Source organism: Xenophilus sp. Marseille-Q4582, from assembly GCF_916700565.1.
In the GTDB taxonomy this organism is placed as follows: domain Bacteria; phylum Pseudomonadota; class Gammaproteobacteria; order Burkholderiales; family Burkholderiaceae_C; genus Xenophilus.
This window is the reverse complement of record NZ_CAKAKO010000006.1, coordinates 724,873-741,309: the sequence shown is the minus strand read 5'-3', so window position 1 is coordinate 741,309 and position 16,437 is coordinate 724,873. Positions and strand designations below refer to the sequence as shown.

Genomic DNA, 16,437 nt, shown 5'->3' with positions numbered 1-16,437 from the left:
GACATGCCCGCTCATTGCGCCAAAACACACCCGCTCTGCGTTGCAAATGCTCGCCATAGCCCGAGCTATGGCTGCGCTTTGCGCCTTGATCGGTCGCGTTTTCCCGGCCTGCTCGGCCACGCCGGATTCATTCACACCTTCTGAGACCGGTGAGATGAAAGCCCCGCGCCACTGCGCTTCGCGCGATCCGCTGTCCTCCGAGGGGACGCCGCATGGCTTCGGGCGGGGCGCCACGGGGATGGAACGCGTCCACCAGCTCGGCGATGCGCGGCGCGGCAAGCTGCTGCCCAACCTGATCGGCTTCGGCCGCGCGCTGCGGCGCGCCGGCGCGCCGGTCGATGCCGCGCGCATGGCGCTCGCCGCGCAGGCCGCGCAGCTGGTGGGCGTGCAGGACCGCCACGACCTCGGCGCCGCACTGGAAGCCGTGCTGGTGAGCCGTGAGCAGGACCGTGAAGTCTTCCGCGAACTCTTCGACGCCTGGTTCCGCGACCCCGAGCTCGCGCACCGCATGCTGGCGCAGATGCTGCCCACGGCCGAAGGCCGCGCCGAGCCGCCGAAGGCCCGGCCGCGCGTGCGCGAGGCGCTGGCCGCCCCTTGCGCACCGCGGACCGAAGCGCAGAACGACCGCGAAGTGCAGTTCGACGCCGCCATGACCGCGAGCGATCGCCAGCGTCTGCGGCAGGCCGACTTCAACGCACTGGGCGCTGCCGAGTACCGGCTGGTCGAGCGGCTGGCACGCGAGATCGCGCTGCCCGTGCCCACCGTGCCGGGCCGCCGCTTGCGCGTGACCGGGCAGGCGCGGGCGCAGGCCCGCCTGCACTGGCCCGGCGCCTGGCGCGAAGCGTCCCGCACGGGTGGCGAACTGCTGCGCCTGCCGCGGCTGGTACGGCGCGAGCAGCCGCTGCCCCTCCTGGTGCTGGTGGACGTGTCGGGCTCGATGGAGCGCTATGCGCGGCTGCTGCTGGCCTTCCTGCATGCGGCCACGCGCGGGGCGGCGGGCGGGCGCGCGCGGCGCGACGTCTTCGCCTTCGGCACTTCACTGACCGATCTCACGCCGGCCTTCCGCATGGCCGACACCGACGCCATGCTGGGGCGTGCGAGCGCCTCGATCACGGATTTCGCCGGCGGCACACGCCTGGGCGACTGCCTGGCGCAGCTGCGGCGGCAGCACGCGCGCCGGCTCGTGGGCGGCCGCACGCTGGTGCTGCTCATCAGCGATGGCCTGGACACCGGCGAGCCCGGCGCCCTGCGGCAAGAGCTGCAATGGCTGCGCCGCCAGAGCCGTCGGCTGCTGTGGCTCAACCCGCTGCTGCGCTTCGAAGGCTATGCGCCGCTGGCGCGCGGCGCCGCCGAGTTGCAGCGCGCGAGCGACGCCCTGCTCGCCGTGCACAACCTGCAGGCGCTGGAAGACCTGGCGCAAAGCATCGCCGCACTGCTGCAGCGCGGTCCCTCTTTCGCATCGAACCGGCATTGAAGGAAGCCACCATGGACATGCAAGGCAAGCGCGAACTCGCCGTGACCCAGCAACAGGCCTGGGACGCGCTCAACGACCCCGACACGCTCAAGGGCTGCCTGCCGGGCTGCGACCGCTTCGAGGCCACGGGCGACGGCGAGTACGCCGTGACGATGGCCGTGAAGGTCGGCCCGGTCTCGGCCAAGTTCAACGGCAAGGTGACGCTCAGCGACATGGACCCGCCCGCGAGCTACCGGCTCGCGTTCGAAGGGCAGGGCGGCGTGGCCGGCTTCGGCAAGGGCGCTTCGTCGGTCTCGCTCACGCCCACGGGGGCGGGCTGCGAGCTGGCCTACACCGTGCAGGCCCAGGTGGGCGGCAAGATCGCGCAGATGGGCCAGCGCCTCATCGACGGCGCGGCCAAGTCCATGGCCGACGACTTCTTCAAGCGCTTCGAGGCCGAGATGCAGCGCCGCCACGGGCCGGCGCCCGAGGCCGGCGCCGATGCGCCGCCGGCCGAAGCCGACAAGCCGGGCCGCATGGCAGGCCTCATGCAGAAGATGGGCTTCGGCCGCAAGGACCCGGCCGGCGAAGAGGCCGGCTGACAATCGCCGCACGATGGAAAACTTGGATGTGAGGGTGCTGCGGCACCTGCGCGACTGGCGGCTGGCGGGCCGCCGCGCGCTGCTGGCCACGGTGGTGCGCACCTGGGGCTCGTCGCCGCGGCCGATCGGCTCGATCATGGCGCTGGCCGAAGACGGGGCGGTGGTCGGCTCGGTGTCGGGCGGCTGCATCGAGGACGACCTGGTCGCGCGCCACAGCCGGCTGGGCGGCCAGGCGATGCCCGGCGGCGCGCCGCGGCAGGTGCGCTACGGCGTGACGGCCGACGAGGCCCATCGCTTCGGCCTGCCCTGCGGCGGCACGCTGGAACTGCTGCTGGAGTTCGACCCCGATGCGCAGGCGCTGGCCGACCTGGTGGCGCAGCTGGAAGCCGGCCGCCTGGTGCAGCGCGAGGTGGACCTGGCCGACGGGCGGGTGCGCCTGCAGCCGGCGGCGGCACCGGCGGCGCTGGAGATCGACGCGCTGCGCCTGGTCAACACCTTCGGCCCCGAATACCGCATGCTGCTGATCGGCGCCGGCCAGCTGGCCGAGTACCTGGCGACGATGGCGAACTTCTCGGGCTTCGCGGTCACGCTGTGCGACCCGCGCGCCGAGTACCGCGGCAGCTGGCAGGTGCCCGGCGTGGCGCTGTCCACCGACATGCCCGACGATGCGGTGCGCGCCTTCGCGCCCGACAGCCGCAGCTGCGTGGTCGCGCTCACGCACGATCCCAAGCTCGACGACCTGGCCCTGCTGGAGGCGCTGGACAGCCCCGCCTTCTACGTGGGCGCGATCGGCTCGCGCCGCAATGCACAGGCGCGGCGCGAGCGCATGATCGAGCACTTTGGCCAGAGCGAGGCCTCGCTCGCACGCCTGCGCGGCCCCATCGGCATCTACATCGGCAGCAAGACACCGCCGGAGATCGCGGTGAGCGTGATGGCGGAGATCCTGGCGGTCAAGAATGCCGTGACGCTGCCGCGCGAGATCGAGGTGGCCGCGGCCAAGGAATTGCGCGCGGCGCCGGCATGACAGGCCGGCCCTTCCCGCGTCGTGGCGCCCTGCCGCGGCGCGGGCGCCCGAGGCCCGCGGCAGCTGCCCGGCATCCCCTCAGAAGGTGTGAATGAATCCGGCGTGGCCGAGCAGGCCGCGAAAACGCGACCGATCAAGGCGCAAAGCGCAGCCATAGCTCGGGCTATGGCGAGCATTTGCAACGCAGAGCGGGTGTGTTTTGGCGCAATGAGCGGGCATGTCGGGTTCGTTCACACCTTCTCAGGTCTTGATGCCGCGCATCAGGATCACGCCGCCGAGCGTGCTGGTGTCGCTGCGCATGCGGCGGGCCAGCACGTCGCTGTCGCCGCCGCGCGCCTGCCAGCCGGCCTTCAGCAGCGCCTGCACCACAGGTTCGGAACGCAGCACCTGGGACAGTGCGGCATTGAGCTTGTGCACATGCGCCGCCGGCAGCGTGGCCGGGGCCGCGAGCGCGGTCCAGATCTCCAGGTCGGCGCCGCGCACGTCGGCTTCGCGCAGCGTGGGCCAGTCGCCGGTCAGCGGGCTGCGCTCGGGCGAGGTGATGCCGATCATCTTGAGCTTGCCCGCCTGGATGTGCGGTGCCGCCAGGCCCGGCGGCAGCAGCGCCATCTGGATCTCGCCCTTGAGCATGGCCTCGATCACCTGCGGGTTGCCGCTGAAGGGCTTGTGTTCCGCCCGGATGCTGATGCGCATCTTCAGCAGTTCCATGCCCAGGTGGCCCACCGTGCCGTTGCCGGGCGTGCCGTACTTGGCGTCCGTGCCCTGGTTGCGCGCCCACAGCAGCAGCTCGGCCGGCGTCTTGCCGGCGGCCTGGCCGCTCACGGCCAGCACCAGCGGCGCCGTGCCCATCAGCCCCACGGGCGCGAAGTCCTTTTCGGGGTCGAAAGGCGTCTTCGGGTCCAGCAGGCGGGCGATGGTCATGTTGCCGTTGATCAGCGCGCCCAGCGTGTGTTCGTCGCGCGCCTGGGCCACCTCCAGCGCCGCGTGGTTGCCGCTGGCGCCCGGCTTGTTCTCGACCAGCACCGGCTGGCCCAGCAGGCGCCCCAGCGGCTCGGCCACGGCGCGCGCGGCCAGGTCCGGCGAGGCGCCGGCCGGGAAGCCCACCAGCAGGCGCAGCGGCTTGTTGGGCCAGGTGCCGCCCGAAGGGGCTGGGGCGGGACGCGGCGCCGCCCGGTCCTGCGCCCCGGCCGGCCAGCCCAGCAGGGCGACGGCGCCGGCGGCGCAGGAATGGAGAAGACGGCGTCTGGTCAGCAGCATGAAAGTCCGCAGGTATCAAAAAGAAACAGCGGACCTTATCTAACAAAATTTAACAGTGCCAGCGCAGCCCTAAGTATTCGGATGAGCGGCAAGGTCTTTGCGGCTGTGGCAGGACGTCGCGCAGGCGACTGCCCTGGCCGCCGCGCGTCCAAGCCGGATCAGCTGGGCAGGCTGGACTTGGCCTGGGGCAGGCCGGAAGGCGGAGGCACCTTGGGGTTGCCGTGCTGGCGCTCGCGGAACAGGGCGGCCCGCATCAGGAAGATGGTGGTCACGGGCGCCGTGAGCGCGACGAAAAAGGTGATGAGGATGGCGTGCAGGAACAGGTGGAAGCCCTGCACCGAGAAGTACAGCACCGTGGCGGCCGTGATGGCCCATACGCCCAGCGTGGCGCCCAGCGTGGGTGCGTGGATGCGGCGGAAGAAGGTGGGTAGCCGCACCAGGCCGAAAGAGCCCAGCGCCGCCACGGCCGCGCCGATCATCACCAGCCCGGCCACGAGGGCCTCGGCCCACCAGGGAAGAGGAGCCGCGCTCATTCGATGACCTCCCCGCGCAGGATGAACTTGGCCAGCGCCGTGGAGCCGACGAAGCCGAAGAGCGCGATCAGCATCGCCGCTTCGAAGTACACGCTGCTGGTGTAGAGGATGCCCAGCACCAGCATGGTGAGCATGCCGTTGATGTAGAGGCAGTCCAGGCCCATCACGCGGTCCTGCGCCGAGGGGCCGACGATCAGCCGGTAGAGCGCGCACAGCATGGCCAGCGCCAGCAGGAACAGAGCGGCCTTCAGGGCCCAGAGCAGGACGGGGGTCATGGGGCTCCTTCGAAGATTTGCATCAGCGGCTTCTCGTAGCGCGCCTTGATCATGTCGATCATGCCCTGCTCGTCCTTGAGTTCGAACACGTGCAGCAGCAGCACCGAGCGGTCCATGCTGAGCTCGGCCCAGGCGGTGCCGGGCGTGAGGCAGACGATCATGGCCAGCCCCGCGAGGACGTTGGGGTCGCGCGTGTCCAGCGGCACGCGCAGGAAGGCCGAATGGATGTCGGCATTGCGCTTGAACAGCAACCCCTTGCCCACCAGCAAGGCCGAGCGGACCATGTCACGCAGCACCACGAGCGTGAGCCGCACCAGCACGCCGGGGCGGCGCATCACCACGGCGGCGGGCCGCAGGCTGCGCGTGATCAGCGGCACCACCAGCGCCACCAGCAGCGCCGACAGCAGCGTGGCCGGGTGCAGCGACTGGTGCAGCAGGATCCAGACGATGAAGAGCGTGGCCGACAGGGTGAGCGAGGGCAGCAGTCGCGCCATCATGGCGTGGCCTCCTTGAGGGTGGGTCCCGGAATCTGCCGCGCGCCCATCACGGCGTCGCGGTAGAGCGAGGGATGGGCCAGGGCGTTGGCGGTGGCGCGCACGTGCTGCATCACGGGCTCGGCCACCACCGTGAGCGCGAGGCAGGCCGTCAGCAGGATGGCCACGGGCAGCACTTCCAGCGCGGGCAGCGCGGGCAGCGCGCCGTGCGGCTGCGTCCAGAAATAGCGGATGCCGGCGCGGCACAGCGCCACCAGGCTCAGGAAGCCCGACACCAGGACCAGCGCGACGAAGAGCCAGCCACTGCGGTCCAGCGTGCCTTCGAACAGGCCCGACAGCATGGCGACCTTGCCCACGAAGCCCGACAGCGGGGGCAGGCCGGCGATGAGCAGGGTGCAGCCCACGAAGCTCAGGCCCAGGAAGGCCACGCCCGCCGGAATGGCGCGGCCGAACAGCGCCTGCTGGTCGTCGTCGAGGTTCACGTCCTCCAGGGCCTTGAGGTCTTCGCTCAGGAAGGGCGCGCGGCCCGCCAGCTCGTGTGGCGCGATGCTCATGCCCGCGTTGCGCCAGCGCTCGATGATGTCGATCAGCAGGAAGAAGGCGGCGGCCGCGAGCGAGGAACTCAGCAGGTAGTACAGGGCGCCCGACCACACGGCCGGCTGGCCCAGGCCCACGGCCGCGAGCAGCGTGCCCGCCGAGATCAGCACGCTGTAGCTGGCCAGCTGCGCCAGCTTCTGCGTGCCCACGATACCCAGCGCCGCCACCCCCAGCGTGGCCATGCCCAGGCCCAGCAGCACCGTCTGGCCGAACTGCGCCGAGGCACCCCCGTCCTGCGGAAAGAGCGTGGCCCAGGTGCGCAGCACCACGTACACGCCCAGCTTGGTGAGCAGGGCGAACACGGCGCTGACCGGTGGCACCGCCGAGCTGTAGCCGGGCACCAGCCAGAAGTTCAGCGGCCAGGCGCCGGCCTTGGCGAAGAAGGCGGTGGCCAGGATGGCGGCCGCCGCGTGCACCAGGCCGCGGTCCTCGGGCGCCAGTTGGGCGATGCGCAGGCCCATGTCGGCCAGGTTCAGCGTGCCGGTCACGCCATACAGCACGGCCGCGCCGATCAGGAACAGCGAGGAGGCCGCCAGGTTGATGGCGATGTAGTGCAGCCCGGCCGACACGCGCCGGCGCCCCGAGCCATGCAGCAGCAGCCCATAGGAAGAGGCCAGCATCACCTCGAAGAACACGAAGAGGTTGAACAGGTCGCCCGTGAGGAAGGCGCCGTTCAGGCCCATGAGCTGCAGCTGCAGCAGCGGGTGGAAGTGCACGCCCGCGCGGTCCCAGCGCGAGGTGGAATAGATGGAGGCGGCAAAGGCCACCACGCCCGTGAGCGCCACCATCATGGCCGACAGCCGGTCGGCCACCAGCACGATGCCGAAGGGCGCCTGCCAGTTGCCGGCCAGGTACACGCCGATGGAGCCGGCGCCCGTGCCGGTATCCGGGGCATTGACCCAGCGCAGCAGCGCCAGCGCCACCACCAGGCCGACGAGGCCCGAGACGACGGACAGGGCCGACTTGATGCGCCGGTGCCGCTCCTGCAGCAGCAGCATGAGCGCGGCCGTCAGCATGGGCACGAGGATGGGCGCCGCCACCAGGTGCGGCATCGCGAAATCGAGCAGGCGATCGAGAAGGGGGACCATGGGGATCACTCGTCCTGCTCCTCGCCGTCCACGTGGTCGGTGTCATTGAGGCCGCGCGAGGCCAGCATCACGACCAGAAAGAGGGCCGTCATGGCGAAGCCGATCACGATGGCCGTGAGCACCAGCGCCTGCGGCATCGGGTCGGCCGTGTTGGCCAGCGTGGCCGTGAAGCCGGGCACCAGCACGGGTTCGCTGTCGACCCTGAGCCGGCCCATGCTGAAGATGAACAGGTTCACCGCGTAGGAGATCAGCGTCAGGCCCATGATGACCTGGAAGGTCCGGGGCCGCAGCAGCAGGTAGACGCCGGACGACGTGAGCACGCCGATGGCAATGGCCAGGACGATTTCCATCAGCGGTCCCCCTGCATCACTTCGTTGTACGTTCTTATGGCTTCGTGCGCCGCTTCGCGGTCCGCCAGCCGCTGGACCTGGGCGTCGACGGTGCGCTCCACTTCTCTTTCTGCCTGTTCCTCCACCCAGCGGTGGCTGCGGATGGACTGGTGGGCCAGTGCGGTGAGGATCAGCATGGTCGCGCCCAGCACCAGCGCGAACACGCCGATGTCGAAGAACAGGGCGCTGGGCACGTGCAGCTCGCCCAGCACCGGCAGCGTGAGGTGCGCCGTGTGCGAGGTGAGGAAGGGATAGCCGACCACGATGGCGCCGCCGCCCGTCGCCAGCGCCATCATCAGGCCGACGGCGATCCAGCGGCGCGGGTAGATGCGCAGGTGCTCTTCCACCCATTCGGCGCCCGAGACGATGAACTGCAGCATGAGCGCCACCGACATCACGAGGCCGGCCACGAAGCCGCCGCCCGGCGAGTTGTGGCCGCGCATGAAGAAGTACACCGACACCAGCACGGACAGCGGCAGCAGCAGGCGCACGAGCACGGCGGGCACCATGAGGTAGCCGACGGCCGTGTCCTTGGCGCGGCGCGGGTTCAGCAGGTCGCTGCCGTCATGCAGCTGCGCGCGCTGCTGGGGCGGCAGGGCCATCGATTCCTCGGCCGGGCGGAAGCGGCGCAGCAGCGCGTACACGGTGAGCGCCACGATGCCCAGCACGGTGATCTCGCCGAAGGTGTCGAAGCCGCGGAAGTCCACCAGCATCACGTTCACCACGTTGGTGCCGCCGCCTTCGGTGAGCGCGCGCTCCAGGAAGAAGGGCGAGATGCTGCGGTCCTGCGGCCGCGTCATCATCATCCAGGCCAGGGCCGCCATGCCGGCGCCCGCGATGATCGCCACGGTCAGGTCGCGCCCGCGGCGGCTCCAGGCGCGCACGCGGCCCAGCGTGCCGTCGTAGACCGGCTTCACCTCGGCTTTGCGCATCGGCAGCCAGCGCAGGCCCAGCAGGATCAGCAGCGTGGTCACCACCTCCACCACCAGCTGGGTCAGGGCCAGGTCGGGGGCCGAGAACCACATGTAGGTCAGGCAGCTCACCAGGCCGGCGACCGAGGCGCCCGTGAGTGCGGCCAGCCGGTGGAACTTGGCCTGCCAGGCCGCGAAGACGGCGGCCGTGCAGCCGATCACCCAGGTCATCGCGAACATGGGCGAGAAGGGCAGCGGCTCGCGGCTGCCCGCGCCGGAGGGCACGAAGAACAGCGCGGCCGCGGCGCCCAGCAGTGCCACCAGCACCAGCAGGAAGAGTTGCGGCTGCAGGCGGCGCGTGCCCAGCACGCGGCGGCTGCGCCGGCCGATCTCCGACAGCTGCGCCAATGCATGCTCGAACAGGCGCTGCGCGTCGATGGCGTGGATCAAGGGCGTGCGCGACAGGCCGCCCGCTTCGCGGCGGCGCCGCTGCAGCAGGTAGATGGCGGCACCCCCCGCCAGTGCGACGAAGCTCATCACCAGCGGCAGGTTGAAGCCGTGCCACACGGCCAGGCTGTACTCGGGCAAGCGGCCGCCCACGACGGGCGCGGCCGAGGCGGCCAGGAAGCTGCCCACCGACCACGCCGGCAGCATGCCCACCACCAGGCAGGCCAGCACCAGCAGTTCGACCGGCACGCGCATCCAGTGCGGAGGCTCGTGCGGCGGCTTGGGCACCTGGTCGCCGCAGGGCGGGCCGAAGAACACGTCGAACACGAAACGCGCCGAGTAGGCCACGCTGAAGGCGCCAGCCACCGTGGCCAGCACGGGCAGGGCGAATTCCAGCCAGGGCGCGGCGTCGAGGAACACCGTCTCGGCGAAGAACATCTCCTTGGACAGGAAGCCGTTGAGCAGCGGCACCCCGGCCATCGAGGCGCTGGCGATGATGGCCAGCGTGCTGGTGATCGGCATCGCCTTCATCAGGCCGCTCAGGCGGTGGATGTCGCGCGTGCCGGTCTCGTGGTCGATGATGCCGGCGGCCATGAACAGCGAGGCCTTGAAGGTCGCGTGGTTCATGATGTGGAAAACCGCGGCCACGGCCGCCAGCGGGCTGTTCATGCCCAGCAGCAGGGTGATCAGGCCCAGGTGCGAGATGGTGGAATAGGCCAGCAGCGCCTTCAGGTCGCGCTGGAACATGGCGATGTAGCCGCCCACCAGCAGCGTGATGGCGCCCGCGCCGCCCACCAGCCAGAACCAGGCCTCGGTGCCCGAGAGCGCGGGCCACAGCCGCGCCATCAGGAACACGCCCAGCTTCACCATGGTGGCCGAATGCAGGTAGGCGGACACCGGCGTGGGCGCGGCCATGGCGCGCGGCAGCCAGAAGTGGAAGGGGAACTGCGCGCTCTTGGTGAAGGCGCCCAGCAGCACCAGCACCAGCGCCACGGGGTACAGCGCATGGGCGCGGATCTCCTCGCCCGAGGCCAGCACGACGTCCAGCTCGTAGCTGCCCGCGATGTGGCCGATGACCAGCACGCCGCCCAGCAGCGCCAGGCCGCCCGCGCCGGTCACGGTGAGCGCCATGCGCGCGCCGCGCCGCGCGTCGCGCCGGTGGTGCCAGTAGCCGATGAGCAGGAAGGAGAACAGGCTGGTGAGCTCCCAGAACATCACCATCTGGACCAGGTTGCCCGAGAGCACCACGCCCACCATCGAGCCCATGAAGGCCAGGAAGAAGGCGAAGAAGCGCGGCACCGGGTCGGAGGCCGACATGTAGTAGCGCGCGTACAGCACCACCAGCGCGCCGATGCCCAGCACCAACATGCAGAACAGCCAAGCGAAGCCGTCCATGCGCAAGGAAAGGTTCAGCCCCAGCAGCGGCAGCCAGCTCACTTCATAGCGCAGCACGTTGCCGTCCGCCAGCTGCGGGAACATCCACGCGACGCTGGCCGCACAGCCGATGGCGACCAGTCCGGCCAGTGTCGATTCGCTGTTTCGCGCGTTCGATGGCAGAAGAGCCGCCAGGACGCTGGCAAGGAAGGGAAGAACGACGAGCAGGACGAGGGGCATTGCGATGAATTCTATCGAACGACCCTGTTGGAATCATTGAAAAGGGCTTGCGGGAACGGGGCTTGCTTGGGTTCCTTTTGCCAATGAACGCAATGCCGGCTGCGAAGGGCGAATCGATCAGTGGGCGGTCAGGTGATGTGCGCTGAGAAGGCCCAGCCAGGTCAAGGTCAGCGAGCCCGCGAGATGCAGGCCGGCCTGGACCAGCGCGAGGCCGGGGCGGCCCTGCATCAGATGCGCCACCACCTCCGCGGAGAAGGTCGAGAAGGTGGTCAATCCCCCGAGGAATCCGGTCACCAGCAGCAGCCGCCAGGTCGGGTCGAGTTGGGGCAGTGCCTGGAACAGGCCGAGCGCCAGGCCGACCAGGTAGCCGCCCAGCAGGTTGGCGGCCAGCGTTCCCAGGGGCACGGCCCCATGTCCGTTGAGCCACAGGGACAGCGCCCACCGCAGCAGCGCCCCCACACCGGCGCCGAAGAACACGGCCAGGGCCGCTAGCATGGATGAATGACTGCTGAGCATTGTCAGAACGGCACTGTAGCCGCGAACCCGCCTTGGCTTGGCCTGGTGATGCTGGACACGCGCTTTCCGCGGCCGCTGGGTGACATCGGCCATCCCGACAGCTTCGGCTGCGCCACGCGTCAGGTGCGCGTCGCGGGGGCGTGGCCGCACGAGGTGGTGCGTTCGCCATCCGCGTTGCGGGCCATGGCGCCGGCTTTCGTGGACGCCGTGAAGGGCCTGGCCGATCAGGGCGCGTGCGCCGTGACGACCAGTTGCGGATTTCTGGTGTTGATTCAGGATCTGCTCCAGACGGCCGCGACCGTGCCGGTGCGCACGTCCAGCCTGCTGCAGTTGCCGGCGCTGCTGAGGTCCGAGCCGCAGGTGGGCGTTCTGACCATCAGCGCCGAAGCGCTGACGCCGGCCCATCTGGCGGCGGCAGGCGTGCCTGCCGCCCGGCTGGCTGACGTGCGGGTGCAGGGCGTGGCGCCAGACAGCCATTTCGTCGCTGCCATCCTGGGCAATGCCTCGGCGCTCGACCTCGTGCGCGCCGAGGCCGAGGTGGTGGCCGCAGCCCGGGCCCTGCAGACCCGCGCGCCGCAACTGCGCACCGTGGTGCTGGAATGCACGAACCTGCCGCCCTATGCCGAAGCGGTGTCGCGGGCGACAGGCTGGCGCTGCCTGTCGTTGCTGGACGATGCCTTGCTGCGGGAGGCGCTCAGTTCATCATCTGTTGAGGCAGCCACGTGACCAGGCCGGGGAACAGGTAGATCAGCAGCACGGCCAGGCACATCAGCAGGAACATCGGTGCCGCGACCTTGGCGATCCAGGGCAGCTCACGCCCGATCATGCCCTGGAGCACGAACAGGTTGAAGCCCACGGGCGGCGTGATCTGCGCCATTTCCACGACCAGCACCACGAAGATGCCGAACCAGATCGGGTCGATGCCGGCCTTTTGCACCGTGGGCATCAGCACGCCCATGGTCAGCACCACCATGGAGATGCCGTCCAGGAAGCAGCCCAGGACGATGAAGAACACGGCCAGCGCCGCGATCAACTGGCCCTGCGTGAGCCCCATCGTGGCGATCCATTCCGCCAGGTGCCGCGGCAGGCCGATGTAGCCCATGGACAGTGTGAGAAAGGCGGCGCCTGCGAGGATCAGCGCGATCATGCAATACAGCCTTGTGGCGCCCAGCAGCGCATCGCGGAAGGTGGCCCAGTTCAGCGAGCCCTGCGCCGCCGAGATGATGAGCGAGCCCACCACGCCCAGCGCCGCCGCCTCGGTGGCCGTGGCGATGCCGGTATAGATGGAGCCGAGCACGGCGATGATCAGCAGCACCACCGGGATCAGGCTGCGCGAGGCCGCGAGCTTCTGCCCGAAGGTGGTCTTGGCGTCGGCCGCCGGCACTTGGTCCGGGTTGCGCAGCGCCCACAGAACGATGTAGCCCGAGAACAGCAGGCCCAGCACCAAGCCGGGAACGACCCCGGCGATGAACAGCCGCGCGATCGAGACCTCCGCCGCCACGCCGTAGACGATCATGATGATGGACGGCGGGATCAGCAGGCCCAGCGTGCTGGCGCCGGCCAGCGTGCCCACCACCATGTGGTCGGGGTAGCCGCGGCGCTTGAGCTCGGGCAGCGTCATCTTGCCGATGGTGGCGCAGGTGGCGGCGCTGGAGCCCGACACCGCCGCGAAGATGGTGCAGCCCACCACGTTGGTGTGCAGCAGCCGCCCGGGCAGGGCCTGCATCCAGGGCGACAGGCCCTTGAACATGTCCTGGCTCAGCCGCGTGCGGAACAGGATCTCGCCCATCCAGACGAACAGCGGCAGTGCCGTGAGCGTCCAGCTGGAGGCCGAGCCCCAGATCGTGACGGCCATGGCGTCGCCAGCAGGCCGCGCCGAGAACATCTGCATGCCGATCCAGGCCACGCCTGACAGCGTGAGCCCGATCCAGACGCCGCTGCCCAGGATCAGGAACAGCGACAGCACCAGCAGGCCGGTGATGGCGAGATCACTCATTGCGCAGTGCCTCCCCGCTCGTGGACTGCTGGCGCTGGCCGCGCAGTTCCAGTACCAGTTCGTCGACGAAGGCGATGGCGAACACCATGGTGCCGAGCGCCATGGCCAGCTGCGGGATCCACAGCGGCGTGGCGTCGTTGGAGGTGGAGATGTCGTGGAAGGCGTGCGACTGCCAGGCCAGCCGGCAGCTGTAGAAGGCAAACAGCAGCGCCAGCAGCGTGGCCACACCCAGCGACCAGAGCTCCAGGCCCTTGCGCGCGCCACCCTTGAGCGCGTTGATGAGCAGCGTCACGCGGATGTGCTCGCCCTTCTTGAGGGTGTGGGCCAGCGCCAGGAAGCCGGCGGCGGCCATCAGGTAGCCGGCATAGGCGTCGATGCCGGGGATGTTGAAGTGGAACTGCCGGCCCAGGATGGACAGCAGCACGGCGATGAGCAGCGCCACCATGAACAGCGCCGCCAGCCAGGCGGCGCCGTCATAGAGCGCGTCGAGCAGGCGGCGCACCGGGGCTTACTTGCGGTAGGCGTCGATCAGGGCCTTGCCGTCGGCGCCGGCTTTCTCCAGCCACTCCTTGAGCATGGTGTCGCCGACCTTGGCCATGTCGGCCTTGAGCTGCGCGGGCGGCGGCAGAATGTTCATGCCGTTGGCCTTGAGCTTGTCCTGGGTGTCGGTGTTCTCCTTCTTGGAGGCGGCCCAGCCGCGCGTCTCGGCCTCGGCCGCGGCCTTGAGCACGGCGGCCTTGGTCGGCGCGTCCAGTGCGTCCAGGGCGGCCTTGTTGACGATCACGGCGTTCTTGGGCAGCCAGGCCTGCGTGTCGTACCAGTACTTGATGTGCTCGTAGGTCTTGCTGTCGAAGCCGGTGGAGCCCGAGGACATGTAGGACTCGACCACGCCCGTGGCCATGGCCTGCGAGAGTTCGGCGGCCTGCACCGTGACGGGCTGGGCACCCACCAGTTCGGCGATGCGCGCGGTGGCCGGGCTGTAAGCGCGCCACTTCACGCCCTTGAGGTCGGCCGCGGACTGGATCGGCTTCTTGACGTAGATGCCCTGCGGCGGCCAGGGCACGGTGTAGAGCAGCGACATGCCTTGCTCGCCGAGCTTCTTCTCGAGCAACGGCTTTTGAGCTTGGTAGAGCTTCCAGGCGGAGTCATAGCTGTCGGCCAGGAAGGGCAGGCCGTCGGCGCCGAACACCTGCCATTCGTTCTGGAAGTTCACCAGCAGGATCTCTCCGGCCTGCGCCTGGCCGCCCTGCACGGCACGCTTGATCTCGGGCGCCTTGAAGAGCGACGCGTTGGCATGCACCGTGATCTTGAGCTTGCCGGCACTGGCCTTGTCCGCGTCGGCGGCGAACTGGATCAGATTGGCGGTGTGGTAGTTCGTGGCCGGGTAGGCGGAGGGGAGGTCCCACTTGGTCTGCGCCGACGCGAGGCCGGCAACGGTGAAGGTCGCGAGCAGGAAGACATTCTTGCAATGGCGCATGCGTTCTCCAGAAAGAGGTCATCGAAGCGAGGGCAGCTTATGAGCAAATATCGCGCCATGAATTCGGGCATTCCCGTGCCTCGGCATGCGGGGCATGCGCCATGGCGTTCCTTTGAGATGGGTCAAGGATGCTTCTTGGCGGCGCGCGTGCGGCGCAAGGGCTGGGTAAGCTGCACGCTTTGATCGCGCTGCTTGTCGTACCCGTGAACCGAACATCTGTCCCGCCTCGGCTTCCGCCGGTGCGGCGAATCGGCCTGATGCAGCCGCTGGCCTGGCTGGCGCTGGCCTGGCGCGACATGGTGCGCGTCGGGTGGATCAGCTGGGCGCAGGGTGTGGCACTGGCCCTGTTCGGTGCTGTGCTCGTGGCCGTCGCGCACGACCGATTCTGGCTGCTGGCGGGCGCGCTGTCGGGGTTCCTGGTGGTCGCTCCGGTGCTGGCCACCGGCTTCTATGCGCTTTCGCGCGCGCTGGAGCGAGGGGAGCGGGCTGACGCTGCGCTGGTGCAACGCACCTGGCTGGGCTGGCAGCACGAGCGGGGCCCCGACTACTGGTGCCTCGTGCGCTTCGGCGCGTTGCTCTCGCTGGCCGCGACCGGCTGGGTGGCGGTGTCGGCAGCGTTCATCACGCTGCACGCGCCGCAGCCCATTGCCACGCCCCTGGATTTCGCGCGCTACGTGGTGCTGGCGCGCGAAGGTTGGCTGTTCGAGCTCTGGCTGCTGTTGGGCAGCCTGCTGGCGGCCCCTATCTACGCCTCGAGCGTGGTGGCCATGCCGTTGCTGCTGGACCGCAGGATCTCGGTGCGGCTGGCGGTGCTGGCCAGTTGGCAGGTGGTGCTGGCCAACCCGGTCGCGATGGCGTTGTGGGCGGTGCTGATCCTGGGCTTCACCCTGCTGGGGCTGGGCGCGCTGCTGATCGGCCTGGTGCCGGTCATGCCCATGCTGGGCCACGCCAGCTGGCACGCGTACCGCGACCTGGTGGATGCCGGTGCCTGGCCGCTGCGCGAGGCGGGCTCCGCCGAGCCGCAAGGGCGTGCCTGATGTTCGGCTACACCGAAGAGCAGCTTTCGGGCTTCTTCCTGACCTGGGGCATCGGCGCCTTCATCCTCTACATGGTGTTCATCATCGGCCAGCTGGCCTGGAAGTCGAAGGCCGGCAAGTTCGGCACCTTCGTGATGTTCCTGGGCCTGGGCGTGGGCTTCATCGGCTACCTGGCCAAGGTCGTGATCCAGTGGTGGATGGAGCGGTAGGCGGGGTGCGTCCCCCCGGGTGCGACCTTCAATGCAGGGGCTGGCCATCAAAAAGCCGCCCGGAGGCGGCTCGATCCAGGTGCGGACACGCAGGCTTACTTCTTGGCTGCGGGTGCAGCCGTTGCGGCCTTGGGCGCGTCCGCGTAGGGCTTGCCGTTGACCGTGAGGCCCGCGCCTGACAGTTTGGTGGCCGCCTTCTCCTTCACGCCCTTGACGCGGGCCATGAAGTCGGCCCAGTCCTTGAACTCGCCCTGCTTGCGGGCGTCCAGGATGCGCTGCGACAGCGCCGGCCCCACGCCGGGCAGAGCGTCGAGCTCGGCAGCGCTGCCCTTGTTGGCCTCGACGGCGGCCAGCGCGCCCATCGAACCCAGGGCCAGGATGGCGGAAACAAAAAGTCTTTTCAGCATGCTTTCACTCCCTGACTGGTTGAAGTCCAGCGGCCGCCGATCGGCCGCCTCCCGTGCGCCCATGGCGCAAGCTGATGAAAACGCGCAGGGCGGTGCAGCGTCAAGGCGCAG

18 protein-coding genes are annotated in these 16,437 nt (G+C 69.6%); 6 read left to right on the top strand and 12 right to left on the bottom strand.

Annotation, left to right across the window (positions count from 1 at the left end; all coding sequences use genetic code 11):
• Positions 1-238 precede the first annotated feature (238 nt).
• The 3 genes from LG388_RS23695 to LG388_RS23685 are packed head-to-tail and all read left to right on the top strand — an operon-like array spanning position 239 to position 3,079.
• Complete coding sequence (locus LG388_RS23695; RefSeq protein WP_225785005.1) at positions 239-1,474, top strand: VWA domain-containing protein; 1,236 nt, start codon at positions 239-241, stop codon at positions 1,472-1,474.
• Between the two features lie 11 nt (positions 1,475-1,485).
• A complete protein-coding gene (locus LG388_RS23690; RefSeq protein WP_225785004.1) occupies positions 1,486-2,055 on the top strand; it encodes a CoxG family protein in 570 nt (189 codons plus the stop codon).
• A gap of 13 nt (positions 2,056-2,068) precedes the next feature.
• Positions 2,069-3,079, top strand: a complete 1,011-nt coding sequence (locus tag LG388_RS23685; protein WP_225785003.1) for an XdhC family protein — start codon at positions 2,069-2,071, stop codon at positions 3,077-3,079.
• 240 nt (positions 3,080-3,319) lie between these two features.
• Here LG388_RS23685 and LG388_RS23680 read toward each other — a convergent pair whose 3' ends face one another.
• The 8 genes from LG388_RS23680 to crcB form a co-directional block, all read right to left on the bottom strand.
• Positions 3,320-4,336 (bottom strand): tripartite tricarboxylate transporter substrate binding protein, encoded by a 1,017-nt coding sequence (locus LG388_RS23680; protein WP_225785002.1) that lies wholly within the window; start codon positions 4,334-4,336, stop codon positions 3,320-3,322.
• A 158-nt stretch (positions 4,337-4,494) separates the two neighbouring features.
• Positions 4,495-4,869 (bottom strand): monovalent cation/H(+) antiporter subunit G, encoded by a 375-nt coding sequence (gene mnhG / locus LG388_RS23675; protein ID WP_225785001.1) that lies wholly within the window; start codon positions 4,867-4,869, stop codon positions 4,495-4,497.
• Positions 4,866-5,144: a K+/H+ antiporter subunit F gene (locus tag LG388_RS23670; protein ID WP_225785000.1), complete on the bottom strand. Its 279-nt coding sequence runs from the start codon at positions 5,142-5,144 to the stop codon at positions 4,866-4,868. The genes mnhG and LG388_RS23670 overlap by 4 nt, the downstream gene beginning before the upstream one ends.
• Positions 5,141-5,638, bottom strand: a complete 498-nt coding sequence (locus LG388_RS23665) for a Na+/H+ antiporter subunit E (protein WP_225785189.1) — start codon at positions 5,636-5,638, stop codon at positions 5,141-5,143. Before LG388_RS23665 ends, LG388_RS23670 begins: the two co-directional genes overlap by 4 nt.
• Entirely contained in the window at positions 5,638-7,323 is a 1,686-nt protein-coding gene (locus LG388_RS23660) for a monovalent cation/H+ antiporter subunit D (RefSeq protein ID WP_225784999.1), read from the bottom strand. Before LG388_RS23660 ends, LG388_RS23665 begins: the two co-directional genes overlap by 1 nt.
• Positions 7,324-7,328: 5 nt before the next feature.
• Positions 7,329-7,673, bottom strand: coding sequence for a Na+/H+ antiporter subunit C (locus LG388_RS23655; protein ID WP_225784998.1), 345 nt, complete (start codon positions 7,671-7,673; stop codon positions 7,329-7,331).
• The gene (locus tag LG388_RS23650) at positions 7,673-10,684 is read right to left on the bottom strand and encodes a monovalent cation/H+ antiporter subunit A (protein WP_225784997.1); all 3,012 of its coding nucleotides are present in this window, start codon (positions 10,682-10,684) and stop codon (positions 7,673-7,675) included. The genes LG388_RS23655 and LG388_RS23650 overlap by 1 nt, the downstream gene beginning before the upstream one ends.
• Before the next feature lie 117 nt (positions 10,685-10,801).
• On the bottom strand, positions 10,802-11,179 hold the full coding sequence (gene crcB / locus LG388_RS23645) for a fluoride efflux transporter CrcB (protein ID WP_225784996.1): 378 nt from the start codon (positions 11,177-11,179) through the stop codon (positions 10,802-10,804).
• Positions 11,180-11,185: 6 nt separating this feature from the next.
• On the opposite strand from crcB, the gene LG388_RS23640 reads away from it, so the two are divergent.
• Positions 11,186-11,926, top strand: a complete 741-nt coding sequence (locus LG388_RS23640) for an aspartate/glutamate racemase family protein (RefSeq protein ID WP_225784995.1) — start codon at positions 11,186-11,188, stop codon at positions 11,924-11,926.
• Here LG388_RS23640 and LG388_RS23635 read toward each other — a convergent pair.
• From LG388_RS23635 to LG388_RS23625, 3 genes are read right to left on the bottom strand one after another with little or no spacing between them, the layout of a single operon-like run.
• A complete protein-coding gene (locus LG388_RS23635) occupies positions 11,895-13,196 on the bottom strand; it encodes a TRAP transporter large permease (RefSeq protein WP_225784994.1) in 1,302 nt (433 codons plus the stop codon). The genes LG388_RS23640 and LG388_RS23635 overlap by 32 nt on opposite strands.
• Positions 13,189-13,698, bottom strand: a complete 510-nt coding sequence (locus LG388_RS23630; protein WP_225784993.1) for a TRAP transporter small permease — start codon at positions 13,696-13,698, stop codon at positions 13,189-13,191. The genes LG388_RS23635 and LG388_RS23630 overlap by 8 nt, the downstream gene beginning before the upstream one ends.
• Before the next feature lie 6 nt (positions 13,699-13,704).
• The gene (locus tag LG388_RS23625) at positions 13,705-14,673 is read right to left on the bottom strand and encodes a TRAP transporter substrate-binding protein (RefSeq protein ID WP_225784992.1); all 969 of its coding nucleotides are present in this window, start codon (positions 14,671-14,673) and stop codon (positions 13,705-13,707) included.
• A 257-nt stretch (positions 14,674-14,930) separates the two neighbouring features.
• Between LG388_RS23625 and LG388_RS23620 the strand changes: the two genes are divergently transcribed.
• Both LG388_RS23620 and LG388_RS23615 read left to right on the top strand, forming a co-directional pair.
• Complete coding sequence (locus tag LG388_RS23620; protein WP_225785188.1) at positions 14,931-15,710, top strand: DUF2189 domain-containing protein; 780 nt, start codon at positions 14,931-14,933, stop codon at positions 15,708-15,710.
• On the top strand, positions 15,707-15,919 hold the full coding sequence (locus tag LG388_RS23615) for a DUF2788 domain-containing protein (protein WP_225785187.1): 213 nt from the start codon (positions 15,707-15,709) through the stop codon (positions 15,917-15,919). Before LG388_RS23620 ends, LG388_RS23615 begins: the two co-directional genes overlap by 4 nt.
• Positions 15,920-16,014: 95 nt before the next feature.
• Here LG388_RS23615 and LG388_RS23610 read toward each other — a convergent pair whose 3' ends face one another.
• Positions 16,015-16,326 (bottom strand): helix-hairpin-helix domain-containing protein, encoded by a 312-nt coding sequence (locus LG388_RS23610; protein WP_225784991.1) that lies wholly within the window; start codon positions 16,324-16,326, stop codon positions 16,015-16,017.
• Between the last annotated feature and the right edge of the window lie 111 nt (positions 16,327-16,437).